The sequence below is a fragment of the Dyadobacter psychrophilus genome, from assembly GCF_900167945.1.
Taxonomy (GTDB): domain Bacteria; phylum Bacteroidota; class Bacteroidia; order Cytophagales; family Spirosomataceae; genus Dyadobacter; species Dyadobacter psychrophilus.
In genome coordinates, this window is the sequence record NZ_FUZA01000007.1 from 101,228 (window position 1) to 126,658 (window position 25,431).

The window sequence follows — 25,431 nt, forward strand, 5'->3', positions numbered from 1 at the left end:
GATAATTGTAATATTTTGATCCGGTGTTATGCGTATTTCTGGGATTGACGTACATTTGATATAACAAAAGTCAATCAACTTCTTAATGCGTACTACTTTCTTCCAGTGATTTTAAGCAAATACATTAAATTTTCACTTAGGAAAAACGTATAAATAAAAAATGGCATATCCTTCTCCAAAAGACGAAATACCTGTATTTTTTGAAGATACTTCCGTAGCATTTGCATCAAAATCCGACGCTAAACTGCGGAAAACTTACTGGTTATTCAGCCTCATGAATCAGGCTCGAGTGGTAAATTTAGGCACTTTTTTTATAAAGCTTGCACTAAAACTTCACTTACCTATAAAAAATGTTATCCGGCTCACCATTTTTGAACAATTCTGTGGCGGTGAGACGATTAGGGATTGCGACCCAACCATTTCATTACTCGGCCAGTCGGGCATTGGAACCATCCTGGATTACTCTGTTGAAGGCGAAGATAACGAAGCAAGCTTTGATGCAACAACGAATGAAATACTCAAGACCATCGACAAGGCAGCCTCCTCCAAAACGATTCCGTTTTCCGTATTTAAGGTAACAGGCGTTGCCTCGGCTGATCTGCTGGAAAAAATCCAGCGTAATGAGGAGCTCACCGGTGACGAAGAAGTTTCATATACGCGCATTCAGGAGCGCGTGGAGACATTGTGCAAGCACGCGCACGACAAGAATGTTCGGATCTTTGTTGATGCGGAAGAGAGCTGGATACAGGGCATCATTGATGATCTCACTTATCAGATGATGCAAAAGTTCAACCGGGAGAAAGCCATTGTTTATAACACTTATCAGCTTTACAGGCATGAAACGCTGGAAGCATTTAAAACAGCTTATCTAACCGCACGGCAAAGGGGTTACTTCCTTGGCGGAAAGCTTGTGAGGGGTGCTTATATGGAAAAAGAGCGGCTGCGGGCAAGGGAAAATGAATATTTCAATCCGATACACGTTTCAAAAGAGGCGACGGACCAGGACTATAACCTCGCTATCGATTTCAGCCTAGAACACATCGAGCATATTTCCATTTGTCTCGGCACGCATAATGAGTATAGCTCGCAATATTGCGCCGCAAAGATGAAGAAACTGGGACTTAGCCGGAATGATGACAGGATCTGGTTTGCGCAATTGCTGGGTATGAGCGACAACATTTCTTTTAATCTGGCAAAGGCCGGATATAATGTTGCTAAATATGTTCCCTATGGCCCGATTGACGCAGTATTGCCGTATTTAATCCGTCGCGCTGAGGAGAATACATCCATTGCGGGACAAAGCAGCAGAGAGTATCTGCTGGTAAAAAGTGAATTGAAAAGAAGGGGAATCGGTTCTTTATAAGTAACTTATTACTTTCGCATTCTTGAAAATTGTCAATTGTTTTAAAAACGAATGAATCAATCCCGAAATCCAACACCATATTTAGTTTTCAGTTTGCTGCTTATAGTCCTGGATCAGCTTTCGAAATTTCTGGTCTATAAATATATGGAACCTGGCTTTTCCGGGCAGATCCCGTTGATTGGGAACTGGTTAAAACTACATTATGTGCTCAATCCGGGGATGGCTTTTGGCATGCAGCTGGGTCACGAATATGGCAAGCTGTTCCTGACATTGTTCCGGCTCGTAGCCATGTGCGCGATCGGCTGGTATCTGATTCATCTGGCTCGTTCCGGCGCTTCCAAAGGTTTGCTCTGGGCACTTGCCATGATCCTTGCGGGAGCTGTGGGAAATGTGATTGACAGCACCTTTTATGGTGTTTTGTTGAAAAACGCACCATATGGCTCTCCTACCCCATGGTTTCACGGACAAGTTATTGATATGATTTTTGTTGATTTCTGGGAAGGCTTTATTCCGGATTGGGTGCCTGTCTGGGGTGGACAATATTATTCAACACCTATCTTTAACATTGCCGATTCATGCATTTTCATTGGCGTGTGCAGTATTCTGATATTTCAGGGAAGCTTCCACGCGACCGATCATAAGCCCGAAGATCACAATGATCCGGAGCGTTTCACCGAATCAACGGATAATGTCACAGACACCGATCATTATGGCTTAATCGAAAGCCCAGAGAATCAGCCGATCAACACAACCGACGAACCCGGGCCAATCCCTTCCAGTTCCGCTGAATTGGAAGATGACGAAACGAAAAAAGAGAGCTAAGGCTCTCTTTTTTCGTTGATATAGTTCTTGATTCTAGTTCTCGTCTTTGGTCAGGGGCACGAAGTCTTTAAATGCTTTTTTCAAAGCCGAATCCGTCGCTTCTTTCTTATTTTCCCAATTGGCGTCGAGCTCCAATGCTACCAAACCGCTCAGGTTCATGAGGGCTTTGAACTCATCCAGTTTGCGAATGAAGTCCGGAGTCCTGCGCGCTGATTTCTGCGCATATTCCCTGGCAAAGACGTCACCTTTATTCTGCAATTCATTTTTCTTTTGCAAAACATAATTAAAGCGGTCCAACAAACCATTGGTTGACTTTCCTATTACTTCGGTGGCTTCTAGTGTTCCGACCGTCGCAACCGTCGTTCCGCCAATTGTGGTAATGTAACCACGTGTCTTAGGATCACTTTGTGTGAACTGCGGCGCGAGGCCGGTTGTTGCCCCTAATGAGGCATTCAGTAATGATCTGCTTCTTTTTCCACGCTTGGCCTTTGAATATGCTTTTTTAAGATATATTTCTTTCTCCTGCATTTGTTCCAAAAGTCCCCACGCATTCACGAGCGCACCTTTGTACAACCCATACACATAGGCGTCGCGAAGACTTTCATCGACCGTATTCTTTATTACAAAACGGATCGTTTTTTCCTTTTTGTTCTGCGCCTTATCCATCACATAAAATATGACGTTGAAAGCAAGTGTATCAAAAGGGTCCTTTACAAAATCGTATCCCGGCTCCCAAATGAATTCATAATTGGTCGGGGCATTTTTTATAAGTGCCTCTTTGGGAACATTCTTATTCTCCGAAATGAATGCGAAAGTCGATATATCATCCTCTCCGTTGGGATCGGACAATGAAAAACGCAAGTTGATCCGGTTGTTCTCCGCACTTCTGACCGTTGAGACCTGCGGAACAATTGTAAAGTCAGGAGCGAGGTCCATCTGGGTAATATTCAATCTCAGCCTCCCTTTTGTGCGCTCTTTGGAAGGTTGGTCTTCCACATAGAACTCGACATATTTTGGGGATTCTTTCAAGATATTAAATTGCTTCGTCGAGGGTTCCCAAGCGATCTCGCCTGCCGAGCTCAACCTCATTCCTTCCGGCATTTCTTCCAGAATCGGAATAAAAACAACTGGGTCGCCGTCCGGATCCCGAACAGAATTCATATCGATCTGATATGTGTTCTGTGTCTTATATTGAATGTAAAAAGGCTTTAATTCGTCAACCTGCGGAGGCCGGTTTACGTGTATCACTTTAAATACGACCTCACGCGAGGCACTTTCACCCGTTTTGGTTATGGCTTCAAACACCACCGGAAAAGACTTTGACGTGTTGATACGGTCCGCAATGTCGTAGCTAGGCGTCCATACAAAGTGCCCCAGCGAGTCGAACTTCATATCTTTGACTAAGCCGGCGGAAACATTATATCGAACAGAATCACTTCTTCCGCCCTTGGTCTGCAAGTGAAAATTAATCTCTTTGCCTTCCAATAGGACATTCCATTCTGATTCATTAGGGAAAACAATTTGTAAGGGGCCGGTTGCAGAACTCTTCATATTATCCTGCCCCTGCGCCTTTGAAAACAAAAAAACGGCTGTCAGAAGTATCAGTATTTTATGAATATGCTTTGTAATCATAACTTCTAAAATATAATTAATTCCATGTGTCGAGAAACCCTTTGAGTCTAACGCAAAACTAGCAAATACTGTATAGAAATGCGTTTTGAATAATTTTAAAAATGATATTTGAAAAACAATGTCTCTTCAAACAGGCCGTTTTTGGACATTTCAAATAATAGTGCGGTGTAAAAGCATCGGCCTTGTTAAATACAAATACCGGAGGGAGCCATTTTGTAGACTACCCTCCGGTATTTTAAGTTCAATTAAGCTGCTACTATTTTTTCTTTGGAGCTGCTGTTGCAGGTGTAGTAGCGGGCGGTGTTGTGCCTGTTTTTGCAGGCGCTGTTACTGGCGCTGCGGTGCCTGGTTTAGCTGCCGCAGGAGCTGCTGCTTCGATTTTATCAGGATCTACACCTAATTTTCTAAGGATAAGGTTGGTTGCATTGTTATCTTCAGAAGCTGCAAACAAGATAATAGGCGTCGTTCCTGCGCCTGCATCCATATTGAGGATATAAAGGAACCCACTTTCTTTTCCAACTTCCTGGATTGCATTGTTAACCTTTGTCAAAATCGGCTCAAGCAATTGTTGTTGCTTGGTTTGCAAAGATGTTTGTGCATTATTCTGCATTTCCTGAATTCTGGTTTGCAGGTTTTGCAATTCTTTTTCTTTATCCGCACGGATCACATCGGTCATGTTAGCGCCGTTCTTCTGATAGGCTTCATATTTCTCCTGCGCTTCCTTGTAAGTTTCTCCCAATGCTTTATCCAACTGAGCCTTGGTAACTTCAAGCTGGTTCTGCATTACTTTACTTTCAGGTAACTTGCCAATTATATAATCAACATTGGTATAACCGATTTTAGTAAGTCCGCTTGCAGGGGTAGTTTGCGCTAACAGAGGGGTTGTAATAATGGTCATCACGACCAAAAAAGCTATCAATTTTTGTTTCATTGCTTTGTTACTTAAGTTTACTGTTTGTACTTTTTTGTTTTGGTGAGTTTTCTGTCGGTGCCTGCACGGGCGGCTGTTCTACTTTGCCTACTTTATCGCCAGCCGTTGCTTTCGTCTTCGTATCGATGCCAAGCTCCTCCATCACGTAGTCTGAATAATCGTGCTTGGGATTTGTATAAAGCATGCCTACATCGCTGGACTTGTCAAACATAAAATCTAACCGGCGCTGGCTGCAAACCTTGGTAACTGCTCTCTGCACTTTTTCAAGCACAGGTTTCATCAGTTCTTTCTTTTTCTGAAAGAGAAGTCCTTCCATTCCGAAGATCTTACTATTATATTCTCCGGCTTCGAGCTCTTTCTCCTTTATCTCATTCTGGCGTTTCCTCTTCAAGTCTTCCGTAAGCAAGATTTCCTCGGCCATATAGGCACGCTGCATGCGATCTATCTCTGAAAACTTATCCTGGATCTCTTTTGCCCATTTCTCAGAGAATTTCTTCATCTCTGTTTGTGCCAACTGATATTCAGGCATCTTACTTGTGATGAATTCCATGTCTGTGTAACCAATCTTCTGCGCCCATGACGCTGATCCACATAGAATTGACAAAACTAGTAAAATAAAAAACTTCTTCATGCCAGGGAGCTAATAATTTGCAAACTTCTTAACGAAACAACAGTCAAATATATTATCTGATCTGCTGACCAATCGTAAAATGGAATTGTGGTCCGCTTCGTTTAGTTTCTCCCTGAATTTTATCAAATCCATATCCCCAGTCGATACCCAAAAGTCCGAATGCCGGCATAAATATGCGGGCACCGACCCCGGCTGAACGTTTCAGATCAAATGGATTAAACTCTTTATATGTTCCCCAGTTGTTACCACCCTCTGCAAAACCCAATATAAATATGGTTGCCTGCGGGTTCAATGAAACCGGATAACGAAGCTCCATTACGTATTTGTTATAAACAATTCCACCTCCTGATGCCGGGTAGCCTTGCTCATTCTGAGGCCCAACTTTCTGATCCTGATAACCGCGTAACCCGATGATGTCCTGGTCAGCCAGGGAGAATGAACCTTGACCAGCCAGACCCGAACCACCCACGATAAAGCGGCCGAACGGGCTGTAACCAACCTTGTCACCATAAGCGCCCAGGAAACCCATGTGCGTACGGGCGCTCAAAACAAGTTTTCCGGTGATGGTTGCATAATAGCTTGCGTCAAACATCCATTTGTGATATTCAACCCAACGATATGTGTCCGTTTTGTCTGTAAACTCCTTTTTCCGCAATAAAGAGTAAGGCGGTGTAAATGTTCCGCTCAATGAAATGTTGCTTCCGTTTCTTGGAAATTGGAAATCGCTCAGCGTATTTCTTGAAATGGTTGTATTAAAGGAAATATTGTTGGAAGATCCCGTGCTGTAACCAATACGGAAAATATCAAGACTATCCAGACGGTAACGCTGATAAGACAGGGAGTGAGTCATGACCAAGTTACGATCGGGCTCTTTTAAACGACGTCCCAAAGACAATGTAATACCATTATTGAAATAACCGCCACGGTAATCAATGTTACCGCCACCTGAGTAGATCGAACGGTAATCTGTCATACGATAAACTGTGCGCTGCAACGAAACACCAAAGTTGATCGGCTTCTTTCCGCCTAACCATGGCTCGCTAAATGACAGGGAGTAAGTCTGATATTGCTTTCCGTTGGCCTGGAAACGCAACGAAAGTTTTTGTCCGTCACCGGAAGGCAATGGTCTCCATGTTTCGCGGTTTGGAATGTTTTTGAGTGAGAAGTTATTGAACACCAAACCTAATGTTCCTACAAAACCAATGTAGCCGCCCCATCCACCGGACAATTCAATCTGGTCAGAAGGTTTCTCTTCCACGGTGTATTCGATGTCCACCGTTCCGTCCTGCTGATTGGGTATCGGGTTAATCTGGATTTTCTCAGGGTCAAAATAGCCCATTTGGGACAATTGGCGCTGGGTGTTAATAATCTCTGTTTTGCTGAATTTCTGCCCGGGCAATGTGAAAAGCTCTCTTAACACAACGCGGTCACTGGTTTTGGTGTTACCATTCAGCAAAATCCGGTTGATTGTAGCCTGCTTTCCTTCGAACATTCTTAGTTCAACGTCGATAGAATCGCCTTCAACAGCTTTTTCAGTAGGTTCAATACGGAAATAAAGGTAACCGTCGTCCATGTAAATGGAGCTAACGTCCGCGCCTGGAATCCCATTGATCTTTTTGTCAAGCTCTTCCGGGTTGTAAACATCCCCTTTTTTTACACCCAGGCGCTCACCCAGATAAGCAGAAGTGTAAAGATAATTTCCAGACCAAGTAATGTCGCGATAGTAATATTTGGTTCCTTCATCGATCTTCATCACAATGCTGATCGTTTCATCTCCATTTTTGATAGAGTCGAACTCGATTGTTGCATCGCGGTAACCATTTTTACGATAGTAGGCGACCAGTTTTTCCTTGTCTTCGTCGTACTTTTTAGGAATGTATTTGGACGGGTTGAAAAGGCGGCCAATTCTTTTTTGTTTGGTGCCTTTCATTTTGCGTTTGAGGATTTTATCACTCACCGCGGTATTTCCCTGAATGTCTATTTTCTCGATCTTAACCTTCTTACCTTTTGTAATGGTAAAGTTAAGCGTAGCCTGTCCGCGGGTTGAATCCGGGATTTGCAACACTTTTACCTTCGTGTTGTAAAACCCTTTATCCATATAATATTTTTTGATAACAAGCTGCGTGTTTTTAATCACAGTTGGCGTAATAACGCGTCCTTTGATCAATTTCACCTTATCATTCAATGTTTCACGCTCTCCTTTGCGGATGCCCGAAAAGGAAACTTTGTAAAGACGCGGACGTTCCTTAATGTGAATGTTCAGCCAGATTTTTTCTCCCTCCACTTTCGTTGCCATGATCTCAACGTCGTTCAATGTTCCGAAATCCATCATCCTTCTGATGGAGGATGGGATTGCAGGGCCTGGAACGCGGATTTTGTCACCTGGCTTCAACCCTGAGATCGAAACCATGGAATTGGGATCCAGAAATTGAGTTCCGGAAACGGTTACTTCTGCAATTGTAAATTCCTTTGGATTAGCGGGGTCAATCCCCAAATTGGCAGCAGCAGACGCAGGTTTTGAACCCCCAGCTCCCAGCCCGATCTTTTGTGCATTTGCTGAAAAACACCAGCAAAGCAGGATCAATGCTAAAATACTTTTAAGGTGTGCTAATGATTTATTCAAATTTTTCACAAGGTTCATATTATTCTACTTAGCACTATTCGCTTTTATTTGTTCACCGGTCTTGCCGAAACGACGCTCTCTGTTCTGAAAGGCAGCAATCGCCTCGTATAAATGTTCCCGCCTGAAATCCGGCCAGAAAAGGTTTTCGTAAAAATACAATTCTGCGTAAGCCAGCTGCCACAAAAGGAAATTGCTGATCCTGTGGTCACCACCCGTACGCAACATGAGATCTACTTCCGGACGGCTTTTGGTTGCAAGCTTCGATGCCAACATTTCTTCGTTGATCTGTTCAGGAGCAATAATCCCATTTTTTACATCCTCCGCTATCTTTCTCGCAGCCTGGGTAATGTCCCATTTACCACTGTAACCAAGGGCCAGAATCAGGTTAAGGCCTGTGTTGTCTTTGGTTGCTTCAATGGCTTCCGTTAATGTATTACGGCAGCTTCTTGGCAAACTTTCCGTGTCCCCTATCGTGTCCAGCTTCACATTGTTTTTGAGCATTGTAGGCAATTCATTGCTGATTGATTGAACCAGCAATTCCATCAGAGCCCTTACTTCAAACTCCGGTCGGGCCCAGTTTTCGGTGGAAAATGCATAGAGTGTCAAAAACCCGACGCCCAGTTCTGCACAACCTTCGGTTACTTCCCTAACGGCCTTAATCGCGTTGCGATGGCCGAAAATGCGCGCTGCTCCCTGGTTTTGGGCCCATCTTCCGTTACCGTCCATGATAACGGCTATGTGCTTTGGCAGATTGCCCGTATCAATGAGCTCCTTCATTATTCCTGACCCCTTTAACCTTTTTTAACAAAACAAATGAACTATAAACAAGGATCTTTTCAATTCAGACCGAATTTTAAATCTCCCGCTTTTAAAAGGGATCACTTTGTACATCACGATACGCAGGATTGCAGTATTCTGTGTCGAAAACTTAAAAAAATATTAGTGTTACCGGCGCCTTAAATATTTGCAAACCTTCTGATGAACAGATGATTAACCTCAAAAATGGTAATGGAATTTAAAATCAGGGCGCAATTTAGGAATAAGTATGGCCTCTTCAAAATCATTATTTCCGGTCACCGGAAGTAGTAACTCAATTAATTATCAAGAAGATGGCGGATTACATCACCATATGTGCTGCCACTGGTAAGCTGTGATGCCTTGCGGTCGCGCATGATAATGACATACTTGCTGTTGAAATGCTTCTGGACTTCTTTGATGTGATGGGAATTAACGATCCCGGCGCGGCTGATACGCAGATATTGCTTGGGAAGCTTCTCTTCCAGGGATGTTAGGGTGTAGTTAAGCAGATATTTTTGTCCGTCCAATGTGTTTAAAAAAACATATTTTTCCTCTGCTTCGAAATGGGTGATTTCGGTCAGAGGAATAAGCAGGATCCTGTCACCCGATTTTACGGAAAGCGAAAAAATTTCCTTTTTTGGCTTCATTTCTTCCAATAACCTCAGCAGATTTTCGGAATAAGGGTTTACACCGGCCATTCCGTTCGTGCCTGCCTTGGTAATGTTACGGATCTTTTCAATGGTCTTGATGAGCCGCTCATTCTCAACTGGCTTCAACAGATAATCCACAGAGTTTTCTTCAAAAGCTCGGATTGCATATTGGTCATAGGCCGTTGAAAATATCACCAAAGGCATTTTTGTCAATTTGGCAAGCATTTCGAAGCCGTTCAACAGTGGCATTTCAATGTCCAGAAAGATAATGTCCGGATTGTGTTTATCGATTTCTACCAAACCTTCTGCACCATTTCTTGCTTCGGACACGATTGTAAAGACGTCGCTATGCTTCTCAAGAAGCCTTCGAAGGCGGCTTAGTGCAAGCGGTTCGTCGTCTATCAGTATTGTTTTAAGTGGGAATTGCATATTTATTCTGATCGTTTTGTACAATTGCAGATTTTTGGATGGAGATATTGACTGATTTCCGTGGCTCATTGTGCAGTTCTAAATGCGCCTCTTCTCCATACAGCAGTTTCAATTTATCCTGAATGCTGCGAATTCCGTAACCGGCGCCCATTGTGTCGGGAAATGCAGGGCCGTTGTCATGCACGCACAAATGCAGCCAATCATTTTCCTCATATATCCTGACAACGATTTGCCCCTGATCTGCCATTTTGGAAACACCGTGCTTGATTGCATTTTCTACAATAGGCTGCAAGATAAATTTGGGAACCTGCAATTCTTTCAATGCAGGGTCGGTAACCTCGACATTAAACCGCAGGCGATCGCCAAACCTCACTTTTTCGACTTGTAAATAAGTCGCTACCATTTCCAGCTCATTTTCAATGGTGTCAAAATAATCATTGGTTTTTCTTCCGGTAGTATATCTGAAAAGTTTTGAAAGCAGCAGCGTCATTTCTTCCGCCTTATCCGGATCCTCGTGTACAAGACTGGCAATGCTGTTGAGCGAGTTGTACAAAAAGTGAGGGTTAATACGCGCTTGCAATGCGTCCAGCTCGGCCCGGGTTTTCAGCTTTTCAAGATTAAGCAACTGATATTCCTGATCTGATATTTTCCTGGAAATCTGTTTTCCTTCGCGGCTGAGGAAATAAAAGACATTGGCTACGATAATAGGCCCCCACATATACCAATACCAGGGTGCATTATGGGCTGATTCATTGGGATAAAGCATCTTGTAATTGCTTACAAGCGTCGTGCCGAACAGTAAATAAATCCCTATGCTGAGCAGGTTATTGAAAATCAGGACAATTATCGACAAAATCAAATGCTTGATGAATGTCCGCTTGATGAAAACGTCGAGCCAGACGATTATTCCCTGCGTGAGCAAAATGGTAAAAACGCCAGCTATAACATTTTGGGAAACCAGATATTGGTAAAGCTTAATCCGCACCGGCTCATTGGTGAAAGAAATTTCGGCTGTGAAATACGAGATTGCATTGATCCCATATAATATTAGCGCACCAAGAGTAACCGAAATCAATGTTCCGATCCAGCCCTGATTTTGAATGATGCCAATGAGGTTAAAATCCCGCCAGTTGAAAGATTTCTCCTGTGAAGTAAAGCTGAAATTGGCACCTTCGACTTTTGCCCCTGACAAATCTACGTCGGTAAGGCTGCTAAAACTCAGATCCGCATTGCGCAGATCCGAGTTACGGAATGTGGTCCTGTCCAGTGCGGCGAACCGAAGCTTTGCATTCCGTAGATTGGCTCCATCAAAATTAATGTCTTTCAGACTTGAAAAGCTGAAATCGGCGTTTTCGAGGTCCATATTACTAAAATCCCTTCCATCCAGCGATGAAGCCGTCATCCGCAGGCGCTTCGTTCCTTTATCGTCCATATCCTTAACTATAACTCATTTTTACTGATTAGTTTGGGCTAACATCCTCTCAGTTTCTAACTCTCCCCAATCGGGATGATTGACGACAGCAGATAAAAAGAAAGCTTCATGGCTAATAGCACTTGTGTTCCTTGTTGACACAAATCTATCAGCCCTGAAGCCCTATGTTAAGTGATTTCCGACGAACTGGTTATTTCGAATGTATGAACACGGGTTCGGCCGGAATGAAAAAATGAAGATTAAAGCTCTTCAATAGTGATATTTTTCCAACGCACCTTAATTCCGCCACCATCGTGGATCTGCAATGCGATCGAACCTTCTCCAGCGCCGATTTTGGCATCAGTAAAATCAACCATCTGATTACCATTCAAATAGGTTTTAACGTTATCCCCTACGGCGCGGATTCTCAATGTATTCCACTCGCCCATTTTAAGAAAGCCTTCTTTTTCATCGGGAATCTGCACTAACCAGTTACGGCCATAAGATTCGTAGATGCCGCCTGTATCATGATTTGGTGGTGCAACTTCAACCTGCCAGCCTGAAACCTTCGTTCCGTCCACTGTGGAGCGGAAAAATACGCCGCTATTACCATTTGCCTCTTGCTTGAATTGCAAAGAAATGTCGAAGTTCTTGTAAAATTTGTCTGTGGTTAGATAGCCATATTTCTTGTCAGGGCCACTTTCGCAAATCAACTCACCGTTCTCTACATACCATTTTTCTGTTCCGTTCACCTTCCAGCCGGTTAGATCTTTCCCGTTAAATAATTTCACAGGTTTTTTTAACGGACTGGGAACCGGTGCTTTAAAAACGAGAAATGCGGAGTTAAGGAGCAAAATGGCCGTAGAAAGCACTGCCAATTGTCTAAGTTTTAACATAAGGGATTGGGGGTTAGGATTAAAAAAATTACATTAAGAATTCGGTCAAAATACATTTTCCATTAGTTTTACGGAAATTAACCAATGGGAAAGCTATGAAAAAAAACCGTTTTGTAAGGCGTTGTCTGGCATTTTTTTTAGTTGCAGTGTTGCCTTCGGGAATTATTATTTCCTGCAAAGAAAAGAATGAGGACATAGTAAAGCGCAAAACGATTACAGAAGTCATCATAGAAAATGAGCGTTTCAGTATTTTGGAAGATATCATGATTCACGCTGGAATGAATGATGCCTTGCGTACAGGAGAATTAACATTTTTCGCACCTGATAACAGTGCTTTCGGCAGAGCCAATATTTTCAGTTCGAGCGTGATCACCTCATTACCAGCAGATTCTGCACGGAAATTGATCAACAGCCACATTATAGGAAAAGAAAGAATCGATTATTCCAGCCTGAAAGAAGGAAAGAAGAAAACGATCAGGGGTAATGAAGTCTCCCTGACAAAAACGGACAGTGTGTTCGCGGTTAACAGGGCCGACATTATCTTGCCGGATATCAGCGCTGCCAATGGCGTTATCCACATTATCGACAGTCTCATTGTGAGATGACAGCTACAATCACATAATAAAGCGACCCGGTTGAACATTCAACCGGGTCGCTTTATTATCGTCCTTTAATGCTTAAAACTGCTCGATGTGCGCGAAGAAGAAACTCCCTTCGATCTCAGCATTCTCATCGGAATCGGATCCGTGGATCGCGTTGGCTTCGATGGATTTTGCAAATAACTTGCGAATGGTGCCTTCGTCTGCATTGGCAGGGTTGGTAGCGCCTATCAGCGTACGGAAGTCTGTAACGGCGTTGTCTTTTTCCAAAATCATCGGAACGATGGGGCCGGAAGACATATATTTACATAAATCATTGTAGAAAGGGCGCTCTTTGTGCACTGCATAAAATTCTCCGGCGCGTTCCGGCGTAAGCTGTGTCTTTTTTAAAGCTACAATCCGGAAACCGGCCTCCTCAATCATTTTGATAATTGCTCCCGAATTACCATCCTGAACGGCATCCGGCTTAATCATTGTGAATGTTCTATTCGTTGGCATACTATTGGCTAAATTTATTTGCTGCAAAACTATACAATTTTTCATTTTATATGTTCGCTCCTTTCATTCTAACCTGGCGCAACGCTCAAAACATAGCCTGATAACCAGCCTTTAGGCCACAACATTGAGCAAATCCCAACAGTTTTATTAATTTTGTGGGCTCAATACAAAGCGAATTTTCTCCTTTCCGAATTAAGTAACTGTGAATCAAACTGTTGAAGAGCTTAGCTCTTTTTTATCCCAACCACAAAAAATCATCATTACGATGCATCGTGACCCTGACGCAGACGCGCTGGGATCGTCATTGGGGTGGGCAAGTTATTTAATCAAAAAAGGACACGACGTTACGGTTATTAGCCCCACCGAATATACTGCCAATTTACGCTGGCTGTCTGGTAGTGAGCACGTTTTGGTTTACGAAAAGCAAACAGATCAGGTTAAATGCAAGAATAAAATCTCGCAAGCAACATTGATTTGCTGCCTGGATTTTTCAGCCCTCTCGAGACTGAAGGATTTGGGAAAGATTGTTGAAGAAGCTCCGGCGCCCAAATTAATGGTGGACCATCACCTCGAACCTGAACATTTTGCTAAATGGATGGTTTGGGATACGTACGCTGCTGCTACGGCACAGCTCATTTATAAACTGATCAAAGAACTGGAAGGCAACTCTCCGGTTACTGAAATATTTGACATTCCGATGGCTGAATGTCTGTATGCCGGCATTATGACGGACACAGGCTCATTTCGTCATGGAAATGTTACTCCCGAAGTTCATCTGGCCGTTGCAGACCTGATGCTGACCGGCTTTGATTCAAGCCGTGTGCATCGACTGATTTACGATAACGCGCCGCTGTCGCGCTTACAGTTCTTAGGTTACGTACTTTCTCAAAAATTGGTTGTATTACCGCAATACAGAACTGCTTACATGGTTTTGACGGAAGCTGAGTTGCAAAAATTTAATTCCAGCAGCGGAGAAACGGAAGGGATTGTGAATTACGGACTGCAGGTTGAAAATGTGGTTATGTCGGCTATGTTCATTGAAAGAAAGGGCGAGGTGAAAATTTCATTCCGCTCGGTGGGAACATTCTCCGTAAGGGATCTCGCGAGCACGTATTTCAATGGCGGAGGGCACAAGAATGCATCTGGTGGAAGATCTGAACAATCAGTGAATGAAACAGTTGCAACTTTTTTAAATATCCTTCCCGGATACCAACAAGAACTTTTAAACGTTGATTAATCTTAAATTTTTACTTCAAAAATCACATCATAATTTTCCAATTAACACAATCCAATGAATTTAAAAACAATCGGTTATGCAATGGGCGTAACTATTCTAGCAGCCGCTTGCAACCAACATAAAACGCAGGTTACTGAATCCGGCCTGAAATATCAAATTTTCGAACACGAAGATGATGCAAGAAAAGCTAAGTTGGGAGACATTATGACGTTTCACTTTGTTTTGAAGAACGGCACTGATTCTACGCTTCGCGATACATATAAGGAAGGTGCGCCTCAAAAAATGGTTTTGCAGGCTCCGCAATATAAAGGCAGCTTCGAAGAAGGTCTTGCTCTGCTGGCAACCGGTGATAGCGCTAAAATTTCGATCAATGCAGACACAATGTTTGCCAAAATTGGCCAGCCGATGCCTCCTATGATCAAAAAAGGCTCTGATCTTAATTTTACAGTTAAAGTGGTGAGCGTACTTACTTCTGAGGAGTTCCAAAAGCAACTTTCCGAAGCGGGCTCGAAACAAAAGGCGATTGATGCCAAAGTGATTGAAGATTACTTGGCTAAAAATAACCTGAAAGCAAAAGCGCAAAAAACTGCATCCGGCCTTACTTATGTAGACGATGTGGTTGGAACTGGCGAAAGCCCAAAAGCAGGTGACAATGTGAAGGTTCACTACACAGGAAAGCTTTTGGATGGTAAAGTATTTGACAGCTCGAAAAACGGTGGCAGACCGCCAATTGATTTCCAGGTAGGTGTAGGAATGGTTATCCCAGGTTGGGAAGAAGGCATAATGTTGATGAAAAAAGGCGGAAAACGCACTTTGATTATCCCATCTGGCCTGGCTTATGGAGCTGAGGGATCACCAGGCGCTATCCCTGCAAACTCTGTTCTGCTATTCGACGTAGAACTGATCGATTTCGGAAAAGCACCGGCGCAACAACCTGGTCCTCCAACGAGATAATTGAATAGAATGAATTAAAACGGCTGCTTCACAAGAGTAGCCGTTTTTTTGTGTAAAATGCATTTTGAACAAATCATGAATAGCATGAAACTTTGCTTTGCCACCAACAATCTTCATAAGTTAAAGGAAATCCAGGCATTGCTTGGTGATCAGTTTGAGCTCGTTACCCTAAGCGACATTGGGTGCGATACGGATATACCTGAGCCATTTGAAACAATAGCTGAAAATTCTGCCGCTAAGGCGAAATACGTCTGGGACAACTATGGCATCAATTGCTTTGCTGATGATACAGGACTTGAAGTAACGGCGTTAAATGGCGAGCCTGGCGTTTATTCAGCGCGTTATGCCGGGCCTCAGCGAAATTCTGATGACAATATTGACCTCCTGCTCAGCAGACTATCTGAGCTTACCGACCGCAGTGCCCGCTTCCTGACTGTAATTACATTGGTTATTGATGGAGAATATCAGCAGTTTGAAGGAATTGTGGAGGGGCACATTATTCATGAGAAAAAGGGCAGTAATGGCTTTGGTTATGATCCTGTGTTCATGCCGAAAGGCTTAACCCGCACATTTGCCGAAATGACACTTGACGAAAAATCTCTGCTAAGTCACAGGGCACGTGCATTTGCCGGGCTGGTCGCCTTTTTAAAACAATTGTAATTTAAACATCAATTCTAAACAGCACCCATATGTCGGACTTCGATTCAGAAGAATATCGCGTTGATGGAACGCAGAAATTCCAGATCAAAAAGGCGAAAACGCGTTATAAGGATATTTATAAGGATAAGGAAGAATATGAGACCATGCAGGCGGATTCGGCCAAAGAGCTGGATGTGCTGCAAAGCATGATGTACGCCCACAACCGTTACGGGCTACTAGTCATATTCCAGGCAATGGATGCAGCTGGTAAAGACGGGACGATCAAACATGTGCTTGCGGGCGTAAACCCGGTAGGGGTAAAAATACATTCATTTAAGAGACCTACCGATACTGAACTTGGCCATGACTATTTGTGGCGGACCAATCTCGTGCTACCTCAGCGGGGAACGATCACAATCTTTAATCGCAGTTATTACGAGGAAGTTCTCGTTGCCAAAGTGAATCCTGAAATCGTTACCGGTTCACAGCGACTTCCGGCTGAACTTACAGAAGACATGGATAAGCTTTGGAAGCACAGATATTCTGACATTAAAAATCTGGAAAAATATCTTTACAGAAATGGCATCCGGGTAATCAAATTTTTCCTTAATGTGTCGAAAGAAGAGCAGGCTTCCCGCTTGATTGAAAGGATCGAAGATCCATCAAAGAACTGGAAGTTTGAGGAGCAGGACGTGAAAGTGCGTGAACAGTGGGATGAGTACATGCAGGCTTATGAAGATTGCATTAATAACACAGCTACAAAGAAAGCGCCCTGGTATGTTATGCCGGCGGACGACAAGAAAAATCTGCGGCTAACTGTGTCGAAGATTATTGTGGAGGAACTCCAAAAGATGGATATGTCCTACCCTGAGTCCGGGCCTGAACGCTCGGCGGAATTACATCATTTTATTGATGTGATCAATGCACAAAACACAGAAAGCTAGACACAAAAAAGGCGGCTGAAATGAATCAGCCGCCTTTGATAGTTATGCATGGTGTGAAGTCGAATCCTTATTTCTTGATAGTGAAGTTGCCACCACCAATTTTATATCCTTCTGCATACAGTTCCACGTTGTATTTACCTGGACGGAACTGAGAGCTGTTGTCATACAACAATTCAACTTTCTGGTTGTTGTTTTGGTAAGCAATTGACTCACGTGTCGTGAATTTCGATGGAGCTCCGTCCACTTCGAATTCTCCTGATCCAGTTGCGTCGTCCGATACAACTGCACCTTCCGGGTCAAGTACACGAACATAAATGTCCTTAGATTCTTGTGCAGTCAACTCATTTTCAGGAAGCGTGAAGACCATTTTGATCTTGTCAACACGGCTTGCCTTATATTCTTCTTTATCTTTTACCTTACCTCTTGAGTTAACAGTAAGAATTTTAAGATTCTGTGCTTTCAATGCAGCAGCTTTGGTTACTTTATCGCTAAGCTCTTTGTTAGCAGCTGTAAAAGTTACCACAGAGTCAGTAAGTTCAGCCTGACGTTGTACCAACTTCTCACGTTCGCTGGTCAAACTCCCAACGTGGGTGCTCAAAGAGTCGTTTGAAGCTACCAGATGCTCGTTTTCAAGTTTCAATTGAGCAATCATCTCATCTTTCTCAACCAAGAATTTTTCGTATTCCTTGATCTTGCCTAGATATTTGTTTGTCTCAACTCTCTTGCTTCTGCTGAAAGCCAATTTGTCTGCTTCCAGTTTCTCTTTAACTTTTGTCAATTCCGTTACATCACCACCTAATTTTTCGATTTCAGCGATTTTCGCGTCCAGAACTGTTGAAATAGAGTCTAATTTAGTTTTGGTTACAGCCAGTTCTCTAGCTTTTTCAACCACCATTGTTTCCTGTTGTGTCAACTCGTTTTTCTGAGTTGTAAACAAATAGCCAAACATGGCCGTTGCAAGCCCAAGGACAACAACCATTGCCCAGGCGATACTTTGCTTATTTTTCTGTTCTTGTTCCATTGATTTAGAGAATTTATTTAATGTGATTTAGTTTCATGTGACAGGTTAAAAACATATCCCGGGTCTACATGGATTTGATAATGTAATCTATAATTGTATGCCGAACCGCGATTTGCAAGCTTTACTGACAATCTTTAATTGCTGATTTTATATAAATAATACCAAAAAAGAGGCCTAGTAAGTAACTAAGCCTCTTTTTGAAATGTATTTTTAAATGGATAAAATTAGGGCTGAACGGCTGTATAAAGGTACGTCAACAAGAAAATTGGGTAATGTTTACCCAAAGTATGGTGTAACAGTACAAACAAACGTCATTTAAGAACCCGCTAAAATCCTATTTTCGCTGTAATATTAAAAGACCTGGCGTTCATGAACATTAGCTTCTGATAGCCTTTCACGGAATAGGCCGAAACTTCCAGCAAATTATTTCGTCGAGTTACAGTCAGTTCAATCGACTTTTCTGAGCTGTAAATTCGGTTTTCAGACCGTAGCAGGGCTTTTATCAAGACAGGTTGCTGGGTTGCACTATCCACTTTTATCATTAAATAACGGACTGGCAGATTCTCTCCTTGCTTGATTTTGTATTCGTATACAGCAGAATCGCTTCTTGTCACAGAATAACTATTGCGGTATGCAGGCTTATTAATATCGGCTTGCGCAAATAATTCCAGTTCTTTCTTCCAATCCGTTTCGATTTCAGCGCGCAGTTCTTTCTTCCCGTCCAGCTGGACCGTTTTCGTCACCTTTGGCTTTTTCTCATTCAGGTAAACGATTTGATTTTCTACAAAACCTTTAAGGTCGTAGTAAGCCTTCTTTTCGTTAGTATCCGTTGCAGCTTCTCTGCAAGCGCTCAGCATGAATAAGCAAATAACAATTAAGAAAGAACTGCTTTTAAAGGACACCAGACTCGGAAAAGGTTGTTTTGAAATAAAACGCATTGGTAATGTTGACGTTATCACGCAGAAGATCTAAAAAAACAGAGAGCCCAATGGACTCTCCGGTAAACAACATCATTGTAACAGGTTTAGTTTATAGGATACTAACTCCTGTCATCTCGGCTGGCTTATCAATTCCCATCAATTCTAGAATCGTCGGCGCGATGTCAGCCAGCTTTCCATCCTTTATCGGATTCTGATAATTATTATCGACCAGCACGCAGGGCACCAGATTTAACGAATGTGCAGTATTTGGTGAGCCGTCGTCATTCAGCATGTAATCCGAATTCCCGTGGTCTGCAATGATAATAGAGGAGTAACCGTGATTTAAGCCGGTTGTTACAACAGCTTGCACACATTGATCAACTGTCTCACATGCCTTAACCGCAGCTTCAAACACACCAGTGTGGCCTACCATATCCGTATTTGCGAAATTAAGGCAAACGAAATCCACCTCTCCTTTTTCCAGTTCCGGGACAATGGAATCTCTTATTCCAAAAGCTGACATTTCGGGTTGTAAATCGTAGGTAGCAACTTTTGGTGATGGACAAAGCAAGCGGCTTTCTCCTTCAAAAGGCTTCTCCCGGCCACCCGAAAAGAAGAATGTTACGTGCGGATATTTTTCGGTTTCAGCAATGCGGATCTGCTTTTTGCCTGCACCTTCCAGCACTTCTCCTAATGTATTGTTAAGGTTATCTTTATCAAAAATCACATCCACGCCCTTGAAAGTGTCATCATAATTGGTCATTGTGATGTACTTAAGACTGAGCTTGTGCATGTTTTGCTCGTGAAAATCCTGCTGCGTAAGCACTTCTGTAATTTCGCGGCCCCTGTCGGTCCGGAAGTTGAAGCACAAAACTACGTCCCCATCTTCAATTACTGCGATAGGCGTTCCGTCAGGATTAGTAGCAACAATTGGAAGAATAAATTCGTCGGTAACGCCTGTTTCATAAGAATCTTTAATGGCTTTAAGCACGTCACCGGAGGCAACATGGGCACCTTCACCGTGCACCATTGCGTCATATGCAAGCTTCACACGCTCCCAACGCTTGTCACGATCCATCGCATAATAGCGGCCGGTTACGCTCGCAATGCGTCCGGTCGTCTGATCCAATGTTTGTTGAAGTTCTGTCAAAAAACCTAAACCACTTTTTGGATCACAATCACGGCCGTCGGTGAAAGCATGTACAAAGACATTTGTCAAACCTCTGTCCGCAGCGATTTTAACAAGTCCTTTTAAATGATCAATGTGTGAGTGAACACCTCCATCGGAAACCAGACCGATGAAATGCACTTTTTTATTGTTTGTTTTGGCGAAATCCAAAGCATTGGTCAGCACGGGTTCGTTACCCAAAGTTCCTTCGGTAACGGCCAGATTGATCTTAACCAGATCCTGATAAACCACACGCCCCGCACCGAGATTGGTATGTCCAACTTCTGAATTTCCCATCTGTCCGTCGGGGAGACCGACAGCCAGGCCGCTGGCAGCAAGTCTGCTGTGCGGATATTTCTGCATAATGCTGTCGTAAAAAGGAGTGTTAGCAGCTAAGACTGCGGAACGGCTTTCCTCGCCCGTTTTGGCGATGCCCCAGCCGTCCATTATAATAAGAATTACTTTTTTGCTCAAAGTCTTAAAAATTAAATATAAGTCCGCAATGATCAATGGCCAGCTTACTCGCTTTTCTTGCCTTCGACCGGTTGATTTTTCTCGTCAACGATTACATATACTTCCTCATTGGGCTTTCGCATCATGAAATTCTCACGCGCCCATTTTTCAAGCATTTTTGGATTACCAAAAACCTCATTCCGCTCCTTCTTGACTTCTTTGATTTTTCCGAGGAGAATCCCTTTTTCATGTTCCAGCTCCTTCATTTTCATCCGGTTGGAAATAACAATTCGCATGTTATTATTATCAAGAAACAGGATCCAGACAAACCAGGCAAGGAATGTGGCTATGTAGAAATTTTTTAGCGTCTGGAAAGACCAGAATGATCCTTTTTTCATACGGAAGCGAGTGTATATACAAAAACCGGAGCATTAAGCTCCGGTTTCAATTAGCAATATCAGAATTTCAATCCTGGGAAGTAAGCGTTTTCACCCAATTCTTCTTCAATACGAAGCAGCTGGTTATATTTTGCCATACGGTCGGAGCGCGAAGCAGACCCGGTTTTAATTTGGCCAGTGTTTAATGCAACTGCCAAGTCAGCGATTGTTGAATCTTCTGTTTCACCTGAGCGGTGCGACATAATGCTCTTATAGCTATTGCGCTTTGCAAGATTAACTGTATCGATAGTCTCAGTCAACGAACCGATCTGGTTAACTTTTACAAGCACCGCGTTTGCTATTTGCGATTCGATTCCTTGTTGCAGACGTGTTACATTTGTTACGAACAAATCGTCTCCTACCAACTGGATCTTCTTACCAACAGATTGTGTAAGTGTAGCCCATCCTGCCCAGTCGTCTTCGTCCATACCATCTTCAATAGAAATGATAGGATATTTAGCAACCCACTGTGTCCAGTAGTCAGCCATTTCGTCAGAGCTCAACTTGCGTCCGTCTGATTTCTTGAAGTGGTACAATCCGTCTTCGTAGAATTCAGAAACAGCAGCATCCATTGCGATGAAGATGTCTTCACCTGGCTTGTAACCTGCTTTCTCGATCGCCTGAATTACGATTTCGATCGCTTCTTCATTTGATTTAATGTTTGGAGCAAATCCACCTTCGTCACCTACGTTGGTAGAATATCCTTTGCTTTTCAAAACTGTTTTAAGCGTATGGAAAACCTCAACGCCCATTCTCAATGATTGCGAGAATGTATCCGCTTTCGCTGGCATGATCATGAATTCCTGGAAATCGATAGAATTATCCGCGTGGCTTCCACCGTTCAGGATGTTCATCATTGGGACCGGCAGTGTATTTGCGTTGGTTCCGCCTACGTAACGGTAAAGAGGCAAATTTGCTTCTTGAGATGCCGCTTTTGCAGCAGCCAGAGATACGCCAAGAATCGCATTCGCTCCTAACTTCGCTTTGTTAGGTGTTCCATCCAATTCCAGCATAATTTTATCAATCAGATTTTGCTCAAATACAGAACAGCCGATCAACTCAGGAAAAATAATATCGTTGACATTCTCAACGGCTTTCAAAACTCCTTTTCCTACGTAAACGCTCTTATCGTCATCACGAAGTTCAACGGCCTCATGCTTTCCGGTAGAAGCTCCAGACGGAACAGCAGCACGTCCTAAATAGCCATTTTCAGTACGAATATCTACTTCTATTGTTGGGTTTCCTCTTGAATCCAGAATTTGTCTTGCATGTACTGATTGAATCGTACTCATTTGCAGCTTGTGGTTTTGATTTAAAATAGAATTTTTAACGGTACAAAATAACACAAAAAATCCTCTGCATTACAGAGGATTTCGATATTTTCAGCTTGCTCTTAACAATTTAATAAATTCATCAAACAGATATCGCGAATCGTGCGGACCTGGCGATGCCTCAGGGTGATACTGCACTGAGAAAGCAGGATAATCCTTTCTCCGAATTCCTTCAATCGTTTTATCATTTAAGTTCACGTGCGTGATCTCAATGTCCGGATGGTTTTCAATTTCGTCAGGGTTCACTGCGAAACCGTGGTTTTGTGAAGTGATCTCACAGAACCCGGTTATCAAATTTTTTACCGGATGGTTCAATCCGCGGTGACCATGGTGCATTTTGTATGTGTTAATCCCGCTTGACAATGCAAGAAGCTGATGTCCCAAACAAATCCCGAAAAGTGGCTTGCTTGTTTTGATCATCTGGTTTACATTCTCAACTGCATAAAGCATTGCTGCCGGATCGCCAGGGCCATTGGATATAAAGAAGCCATCAGGTTGCCAAGCCATTACTTCTTCAAAAGGTGTTTTTGCAGGAAAAACCTTGCAATAGCACCCTCTTGACGTCAAATTTTTAAGAATGCTTTTCTTTATGCCGTAATCCATTACAGCAATTCTCCACTGGCTTGCCGACTCGTCTCCCACGAAGTAAGAATTCTCCGTAGTTACTTCGGAAGACAATTCAAGGCCGTCCATGGAAGGGATCTTTTTCAATTCCGCCATCAACTCCTTTTCGTCCAGGATTTCGGAAGAGATGATTGCATTCATTACACCACGCTGTCTTACGTGACGCACGATATGTCTTGTATCCACATTGCTTACACCTACAATGTTGGCTCTTTCAAAATATTCCTGCAAGGAGAAATCCGCCGTGTATCTGGAATAGATAGGCGAAAATGTGTTACATACCATCCCACGGATCTTCACAGAAGCGGACTCCTCTTCATCTTCAAGCTGCACGCCGTAATTGCCAATGTGTGAATTTGTATTAACAATGATTTGACCATAATAAGAAGGATCAGTGTAGATTTCCTGATACCCTGTCATGCCTGTGTTAAAACAAATTTCTCCGCCGGTGGTCCCGCTTATTCCCAAAGCGAGCCCTTTGTATGCCGTTCCATCTTCAAGTAATAACAGAGCTTCCTTTTTTTGACTCATTTTATTGCTAAATCTATTGTTGCCTACTATTAGTTTGAGCGAAATGCTCGGGTGTTTTTAAACTGCGGTGCAAAATTATAAAATTTTACCCATAAAAAAGGGTTAAACGAAACGTTCAACCCTTTTCCATATATTCTTAATGATTATCCAAGATTATTCCTTTTCAGTCGTAGATTCTGGTGAGTCATTATTTTCAGCAGCTTCGTCATTGGCTGCAGGTGCTTCGTCAGCAACTGGTTCCGCCTCAGCAACTACCGGATGATCTTCTTTTTTAACAGGCGCAGCAGATGCTTCTGTTCCTTCTTTCTTCGCTCCACCTCTTCTGCTACGTCTTGTTTTTGCAGGTTTGTCAGCATTTGCAAGAAGCAATGCGTCGTTGAAATCTACAAGTTCAATCAGTGCAGTTTCAGCAGCATCACCAAGTCTGTTTCCAAGTTTGATGATCCGAGTGTAACCACCTGGGCGAGATGCAATTTTGTCCGAAACAACTCCAAAAAGCTCTTTTGTTGATTCCTTATCATTCAGATAAGAAAAAACAACCCTTCTATTGTGGGTAGAATCTTCTTTGGCGCGCGTTAGCAAAGGTTCAACATATTTACGCAGTTCCTTAGCCTTAGCAAGTGTTGTTTCAATTCTCTTGTGGATAATCAAAGAAGAAGCCATGTTTGATAGCATCGCCTTGCGGTGAGATGCTGTTCTTCCTAAGTGATTATCTTTCTTACCGTGTCTCATTGTTTTGTTGTTTAGTTGCTTCGAGCGGCGGCTAGCGCGCTACAGAATACATACTTATTATGGAATTATTTATCAATCTTCGTCCAAACGATATTTGGCAACGTCCATTCCAAATGTGAGTTGTTTGTCAGCTACAAGCTGTTCCAACTCAGTAAGAGATTTTTTACCAAAATTGCGGAATTTCATCATGTCTGAAATTTCCAGTCTTACTAAATCACCAAGTGATTTAACGTCAGCTGATTTCAAACAGTTATAGGCACGTACGGAAAGATCCAGCTCAGACAATGAAGTCTTAAGCAGTTTTCTCATACGCAACATTTCTTCATCCACCTGATTGTCTTCTTCTGCTTTCTGCTTTTCAAACGTCATTGTTTGATCAGAGAACAACATGAAGTGTTGAATCAAAATGTTTGCAGCTCCTTTCAATGCATCTTCCGGATGGATTGAACCATCAGTTTGAATGTCGATCAAAAGACGCTCGTAATCTGTACGTTGTTCTACACGTGTGTTTTCAACACTGTATTTAACGTTTTTAATTGGCGTATAAATAGAATCCACTGCGATATATCCAAATGGCAATTCATTTGCACGTGGCTCATCAGCAGGAACGTATCCTCTTCCTTTGTCCAAAAGAAGTTCCATTTCGAACTCTTTCTGGTCATCAATATGGCAAATAACCTGATCTGGGTTTAAAACTTCAAATGCATTGGTAAACTTGCCAATGTCTCCGGCAGTAATAACGGATACATTTTTAAGGTTGACAACGATTCTGCTTTCATTCAGATCAGAAACTTTTTTAAAACGAACCATTTTAAGGTTCAGGATGATTTCTGTTACATCCTCAACTATACCTTCGATAGAAGAAAATTCATGAAGCACACCAGGGAACTTCACGCTCGTAATGGCATAGCCTTCCAAAGATGAAAGAAGTATTCTACGTAATGCATTACCAATGGTTACGCCGTATCCTTTCTCTAAAGGCTTAAACTCAAACAACCCGTGAAAGTCGTCTGCTTTTTCCATGACGACCTTATCAGGCATTTGGAAAGCTAATATTGACATAGTCCTTGCTCCTTTTATAGTAGTAAATGATAGTTGATCACGCTACCGTTACCTTTGCGATCGCAAAATTGCCGTTTCCGGCTAAAAGCACGCCT

Annotated in this window: 24 protein-coding genes; 7 read left to right on the forward strand and 17 right to left on the reverse strand. The window is 42.7% G+C overall.

Features of this window, described 5'->3' with window-relative positions; translation table 11 throughout:
- The first annotated feature begins 160 nt into the window (after window positions 1-160).
- Window positions 161-1,363 carry a proline dehydrogenase family protein gene (locus B5X68_RS22215; protein WP_082216975.1) on the forward strand — a complete coding sequence of 401 codons (1,203 nt, stop codon included), beginning with the start codon at window positions 161-163 and terminating at the stop codon, window positions 1,361-1,363.
- Window positions 1,364-1,414: 51 nt separating this feature from the next.
- Window positions 1,415-2,185, forward strand: coding sequence for a lipoprotein signal peptidase (locus B5X68_RS22220; protein WP_082216976.1), 771 nt, complete (start codon window positions 1,415-1,417; stop codon window positions 2,183-2,185).
- 33 nt (window positions 2,186-2,218) lie between these two features.
- On the opposite strand, the gene B5X68_RS22225 is transcribed toward B5X68_RS22220, so the two are convergent.
- The 8 genes from B5X68_RS22225 to B5X68_RS22260 all read right to left on the reverse strand — a co-directional run bounded on the left by B5X68_RS22225 (window position 2,219) and on the right by B5X68_RS22260 (window position 12,186).
- Entirely contained in the window at window positions 2,219-3,817 is a 1,599-nt protein-coding gene (locus B5X68_RS22225) for a hypothetical protein (protein WP_082216977.1), read from the reverse strand.
- Window positions 3,818-4,073: 256 nt separating this feature from the next.
- Window positions 4,074-4,748 (reverse strand): OmpH/Skp family outer membrane protein, encoded by a 675-nt coding sequence (locus tag B5X68_RS22230; RefSeq protein WP_082216978.1) that lies wholly within the window; start codon window positions 4,746-4,748, stop codon window positions 4,074-4,076.
- Window positions 4,749-4,755: 7 nt separating this feature from the next.
- Window positions 4,756-5,379, reverse strand: coding sequence for an OmpH/Skp family outer membrane protein (locus B5X68_RS22235; RefSeq protein WP_082216979.1), 624 nt, complete (start codon window positions 5,377-5,379; stop codon window positions 4,756-4,758).
- Window positions 5,380-5,431: 52 nt separating this feature from the next.
- Window positions 5,432-8,020, reverse strand: coding sequence for an outer membrane protein assembly factor BamA (bamA, locus tag B5X68_RS22240; protein WP_082216980.1), 2,589 nt, complete (start codon window positions 8,018-8,020; stop codon window positions 5,432-5,434).
- A gap of 6 nt (window positions 8,021-8,026) precedes the next feature.
- On the reverse strand, window positions 8,027-8,779 hold the full coding sequence (uppS, locus tag B5X68_RS22245) for an undecaprenyl pyrophosphate synthase (protein WP_082216981.1): 753 nt from the start codon (window positions 8,777-8,779) through the stop codon (window positions 8,027-8,029).
- A 317-nt stretch (window positions 8,780-9,096) separates the two neighbouring features.
- A complete protein-coding gene (locus tag B5X68_RS22250) occupies window positions 9,097-9,879 on the reverse strand; it encodes a LytR/AlgR family response regulator transcription factor (RefSeq protein ID WP_082216982.1) in 783 nt (260 codons plus the stop codon).
- Window positions 9,863-11,311 carry a histidine kinase gene (locus tag B5X68_RS22255; RefSeq protein WP_082216983.1) on the reverse strand — a complete coding sequence of 483 codons (1,449 nt, stop codon included), beginning with the start codon at window positions 11,309-11,311 and terminating at the stop codon, window positions 9,863-9,865. Before B5X68_RS22255 ends, B5X68_RS22250 begins: the two co-directional genes overlap by 17 nt.
- Window positions 11,312-11,550: 239 nt before the next feature.
- Window positions 11,551-12,186 (reverse strand): 3-keto-disaccharide hydrolase, encoded by a 636-nt coding sequence (locus tag B5X68_RS22260; RefSeq protein ID WP_082216984.1) that lies wholly within the window; start codon window positions 12,184-12,186, stop codon window positions 11,551-11,553.
- Between the two features lie 95 nt (window positions 12,187-12,281).
- Here B5X68_RS22260 and B5X68_RS22265 point away from each other — a divergent pair, with 95 nt between their 5' ends.
- Window positions 12,282-12,791 (forward strand): fasciclin domain-containing protein, encoded by a 510-nt coding sequence (locus B5X68_RS22265; RefSeq protein WP_082216985.1) that lies wholly within the window; start codon window positions 12,282-12,284, stop codon window positions 12,789-12,791.
- A 72-nt stretch (window positions 12,792-12,863) separates the two neighbouring features.
- Here B5X68_RS22265 and B5X68_RS22270 read toward each other — a convergent pair whose 3' ends face one another.
- Window positions 12,864-13,283 carry a nucleoside-diphosphate kinase gene (locus tag B5X68_RS22270; RefSeq protein ID WP_082216986.1) on the reverse strand — a complete coding sequence of 140 codons (420 nt, stop codon included), beginning with the start codon at window positions 13,281-13,283 and terminating at the stop codon, window positions 12,864-12,866.
- Between the two features lie 202 nt (window positions 13,284-13,485).
- On the opposite strand from B5X68_RS22270, the gene B5X68_RS22275 reads away from it, so the two are divergent.
- The 4 genes from B5X68_RS22275 (at window position 13,486) to B5X68_RS22290 (ending at window position 17,057) form a co-directional block, all read left to right on the forward strand.
- Window positions 13,486-14,520 carry a DHH family phosphoesterase gene (locus tag B5X68_RS22275; protein ID WP_082216987.1) on the forward strand — a complete coding sequence of 345 codons (1,035 nt, stop codon included), beginning with the start codon at window positions 13,486-13,488 and terminating at the stop codon, window positions 14,518-14,520.
- A gap of 54 nt (window positions 14,521-14,574) precedes the next feature.
- Window positions 14,575-15,474, forward strand: a complete 900-nt coding sequence (locus B5X68_RS22280; protein WP_082216988.1) for an FKBP-type peptidyl-prolyl cis-trans isomerase — start codon at window positions 14,575-14,577, stop codon at window positions 15,472-15,474.
- 84 nt (window positions 15,475-15,558) lie between these two features.
- Complete coding sequence (locus B5X68_RS22285; protein ID WP_082217188.1) at window positions 15,559-16,134, forward strand: non-canonical purine NTP diphosphatase; 576 nt, start codon at window positions 15,559-15,561, stop codon at window positions 16,132-16,134.
- 29 nt (window positions 16,135-16,163) lie between these two features.
- On the forward strand, window positions 16,164-17,057 hold the full coding sequence (locus B5X68_RS22290) for a polyphosphate kinase 2 family protein (RefSeq protein ID WP_082216989.1): 894 nt from the start codon (window positions 16,164-16,166) through the stop codon (window positions 17,055-17,057).
- A 67-nt stretch (window positions 17,058-17,124) separates the two neighbouring features.
- Here the strand turns inward: B5X68_RS22290 and B5X68_RS22295 are convergent, their stop codons facing one another.
- From B5X68_RS22295 to B5X68_RS22330, 8 genes are all read right to left on the reverse strand, one after another.
- Window positions 17,125-18,078, reverse strand: a complete 954-nt coding sequence (locus B5X68_RS22295) for a DUF8428 domain-containing protein (RefSeq protein ID WP_082216990.1) — start codon at window positions 18,076-18,078, stop codon at window positions 17,125-17,127.
- Window positions 18,079-18,404: 326 nt separating this feature from the next.
- Entirely contained in the window at window positions 18,405-18,935 is a 531-nt protein-coding gene (locus tag B5X68_RS22300; RefSeq protein WP_082216991.1) for a hypothetical protein, read from the reverse strand.
- A 172-nt stretch (window positions 18,936-19,107) separates the two neighbouring features.
- Window positions 19,108-20,640 (reverse strand): 2,3-bisphosphoglycerate-independent phosphoglycerate mutase, encoded by a 1,533-nt coding sequence (gene gpmI, locus B5X68_RS22305; protein ID WP_082216992.1) that lies wholly within the window; start codon window positions 20,638-20,640, stop codon window positions 19,108-19,110.
- A 44-nt stretch (window positions 20,641-20,684) separates the two neighbouring features.
- Window positions 20,685-21,017 (reverse strand): FtsB family cell division protein, encoded by a 333-nt coding sequence (locus tag B5X68_RS22310; RefSeq protein ID WP_082216993.1) that lies wholly within the window; start codon window positions 21,015-21,017, stop codon window positions 20,685-20,687.
- Between the two features lie 59 nt (window positions 21,018-21,076).
- Window positions 21,077-22,348 carry a phosphopyruvate hydratase gene (gene eno / locus B5X68_RS22315; protein ID WP_082216994.1) on the reverse strand — a complete coding sequence of 424 codons (1,272 nt, stop codon included), beginning with the start codon at window positions 22,346-22,348 and terminating at the stop codon, window positions 21,077-21,079.
- A gap of 90 nt (window positions 22,349-22,438) precedes the next feature.
- Window positions 22,439-23,542, reverse strand: coding sequence for a glutamine-hydrolyzing carbamoyl-phosphate synthase small subunit (carA, locus tag B5X68_RS22320; RefSeq protein ID WP_082216995.1), 1,104 nt, complete (start codon window positions 23,540-23,542; stop codon window positions 22,439-22,441).
- A gap of 153 nt (window positions 23,543-23,695) precedes the next feature.
- Entirely contained in the window at window positions 23,696-24,274 is a 579-nt protein-coding gene (gene rplQ / locus B5X68_RS22325) for a 50S ribosomal protein L17 (RefSeq protein WP_082216996.1), read from the reverse strand.
- Window positions 24,275-24,346: 72 nt separating this feature from the next.
- Complete coding sequence (locus tag B5X68_RS22330) at window positions 24,347-25,336, reverse strand: DNA-directed RNA polymerase subunit alpha (protein ID WP_026631251.1); 990 nt, start codon at window positions 25,334-25,336, stop codon at window positions 24,347-24,349.
- Between the last annotated feature and the right edge of the window lie 95 nt (window positions 25,337-25,431).

Coding starts and splice junctions, on each gene's coding strand:
- B5X68_RS22215 (WP_082216975.1), top strand. CDS start 161: ATGGCATATCCTTCTCCAAAAGACGAAATACCTGTATTTTTTGAAGAT.
- B5X68_RS22220 (WP_082216976.1), top strand. CDS start 1,415: ATGAATCAATCCCGAAATCCAACACCATATTTAGTTTTCAGTTTGCTG.
- B5X68_RS22225 (WP_082216977.1), bottom strand. CDS start 3,817: ATGATTACAAAGCATATTCATAAAATACTGATACTTCTGACAGCCGTT.
- B5X68_RS22230 (WP_082216978.1), bottom strand. CDS start 4,748: ATGAAACAAAAATTGATAGCTTTTTTGGTCGTGATGACCATTATTACA.
- B5X68_RS22235 (WP_082216979.1), bottom strand. CDS start 5,379: ATGAAGAAGTTTTTTATTTTACTAGTTTTGTCAATTCTATGTGGATCA.
- bamA (WP_082216980.1), bottom strand. CDS start 8,020: ATGAACCTTGTGAAAAATTTGAATAAATCATTAGCACACCTTAAAAGT.
- uppS (WP_082216981.1), bottom strand. CDS start 8,779: ATGAAGGAGCTCATTGATACGGGCAATCTGCCAAAGCACATAGCCGTT.
- B5X68_RS22250 (WP_082216982.1), bottom strand. CDS start 9,879: ATGCAATTCCCACTTAAAACAATACTGATAGACGACGAACCGCTTGCA.
- B5X68_RS22255 (WP_082216983.1), bottom strand. CDS start 11,311: ATGGACGATAAAGGAACGAAGCGCCTGCGGATGACGGCTTCATCGCTG.
- B5X68_RS22260 (WP_082216984.1), bottom strand. CDS start 12,186: ATGTTAAAACTTAGACAATTGGCAGTGCTTTCTACGGCCATTTTGCTC.
- B5X68_RS22265 (WP_082216985.1), top strand. CDS start 12,282: ATGAAAAAAAACCGTTTTGTAAGGCGTTGTCTGGCATTTTTTTTAGTT.
- B5X68_RS22270 (WP_082216986.1), bottom strand. CDS start 13,283: ATGCCAACGAATAGAACATTCACAATGATTAAGCCGGATGCCGTTCAG.
- B5X68_RS22280 (WP_082216988.1), top strand. CDS start 14,575: ATGAATTTAAAAACAATCGGTTATGCAATGGGCGTAACTATTCTAGCA.
- B5X68_RS22285 (WP_082217188.1), top strand. CDS start 15,559: ATGAAACTTTGCTTTGCCACCAACAATCTTCATAAGTTAAAGGAAATC.
- B5X68_RS22290 (WP_082216989.1), top strand. CDS start 16,164: ATGTCGGACTTCGATTCAGAAGAATATCGCGTTGATGGAACGCAGAAA.
- B5X68_RS22295 (WP_082216990.1), bottom strand. CDS start 18,078: ATGGAACAAGAACAGAAAAATAAGCAAAGTATCGCCTGGGCAATGGTT.
- B5X68_RS22300 (WP_082216991.1), bottom strand. CDS start 18,935: ATGCTGAGCGCTTGCAGAGAAGCTGCAACGGATACTAACGAAAAGAAG.
- B5X68_RS22310 (WP_082216993.1), bottom strand. CDS start 21,017: ATGAAAAAAGGATCATTCTGGTCTTTCCAGACGCTAAAAAATTTCTAC.
- eno (WP_082216994.1), bottom strand. CDS start 22,348: ATGAGTACGATTCAATCAGTACATGCAAGACAAATTCTGGATTCAAGA.
- carA (WP_082216995.1), bottom strand. CDS start 23,542: ATGAGTCAAAAAAAGGAAGCTCTGTTATTACTTGAAGATGGAACGGCA.
- rplQ (WP_082216996.1), bottom strand. CDS start 24,274: ATGAGACACGGTAAGAAAGATAATCACTTAGGAAGAACAGCATCTCAC.
- B5X68_RS22330 (WP_026631251.1), bottom strand. CDS start 25,336: ATGTCAATATTAGCTTTCCAAATGCCTGATAAGGTCGTCATGGAAAAA.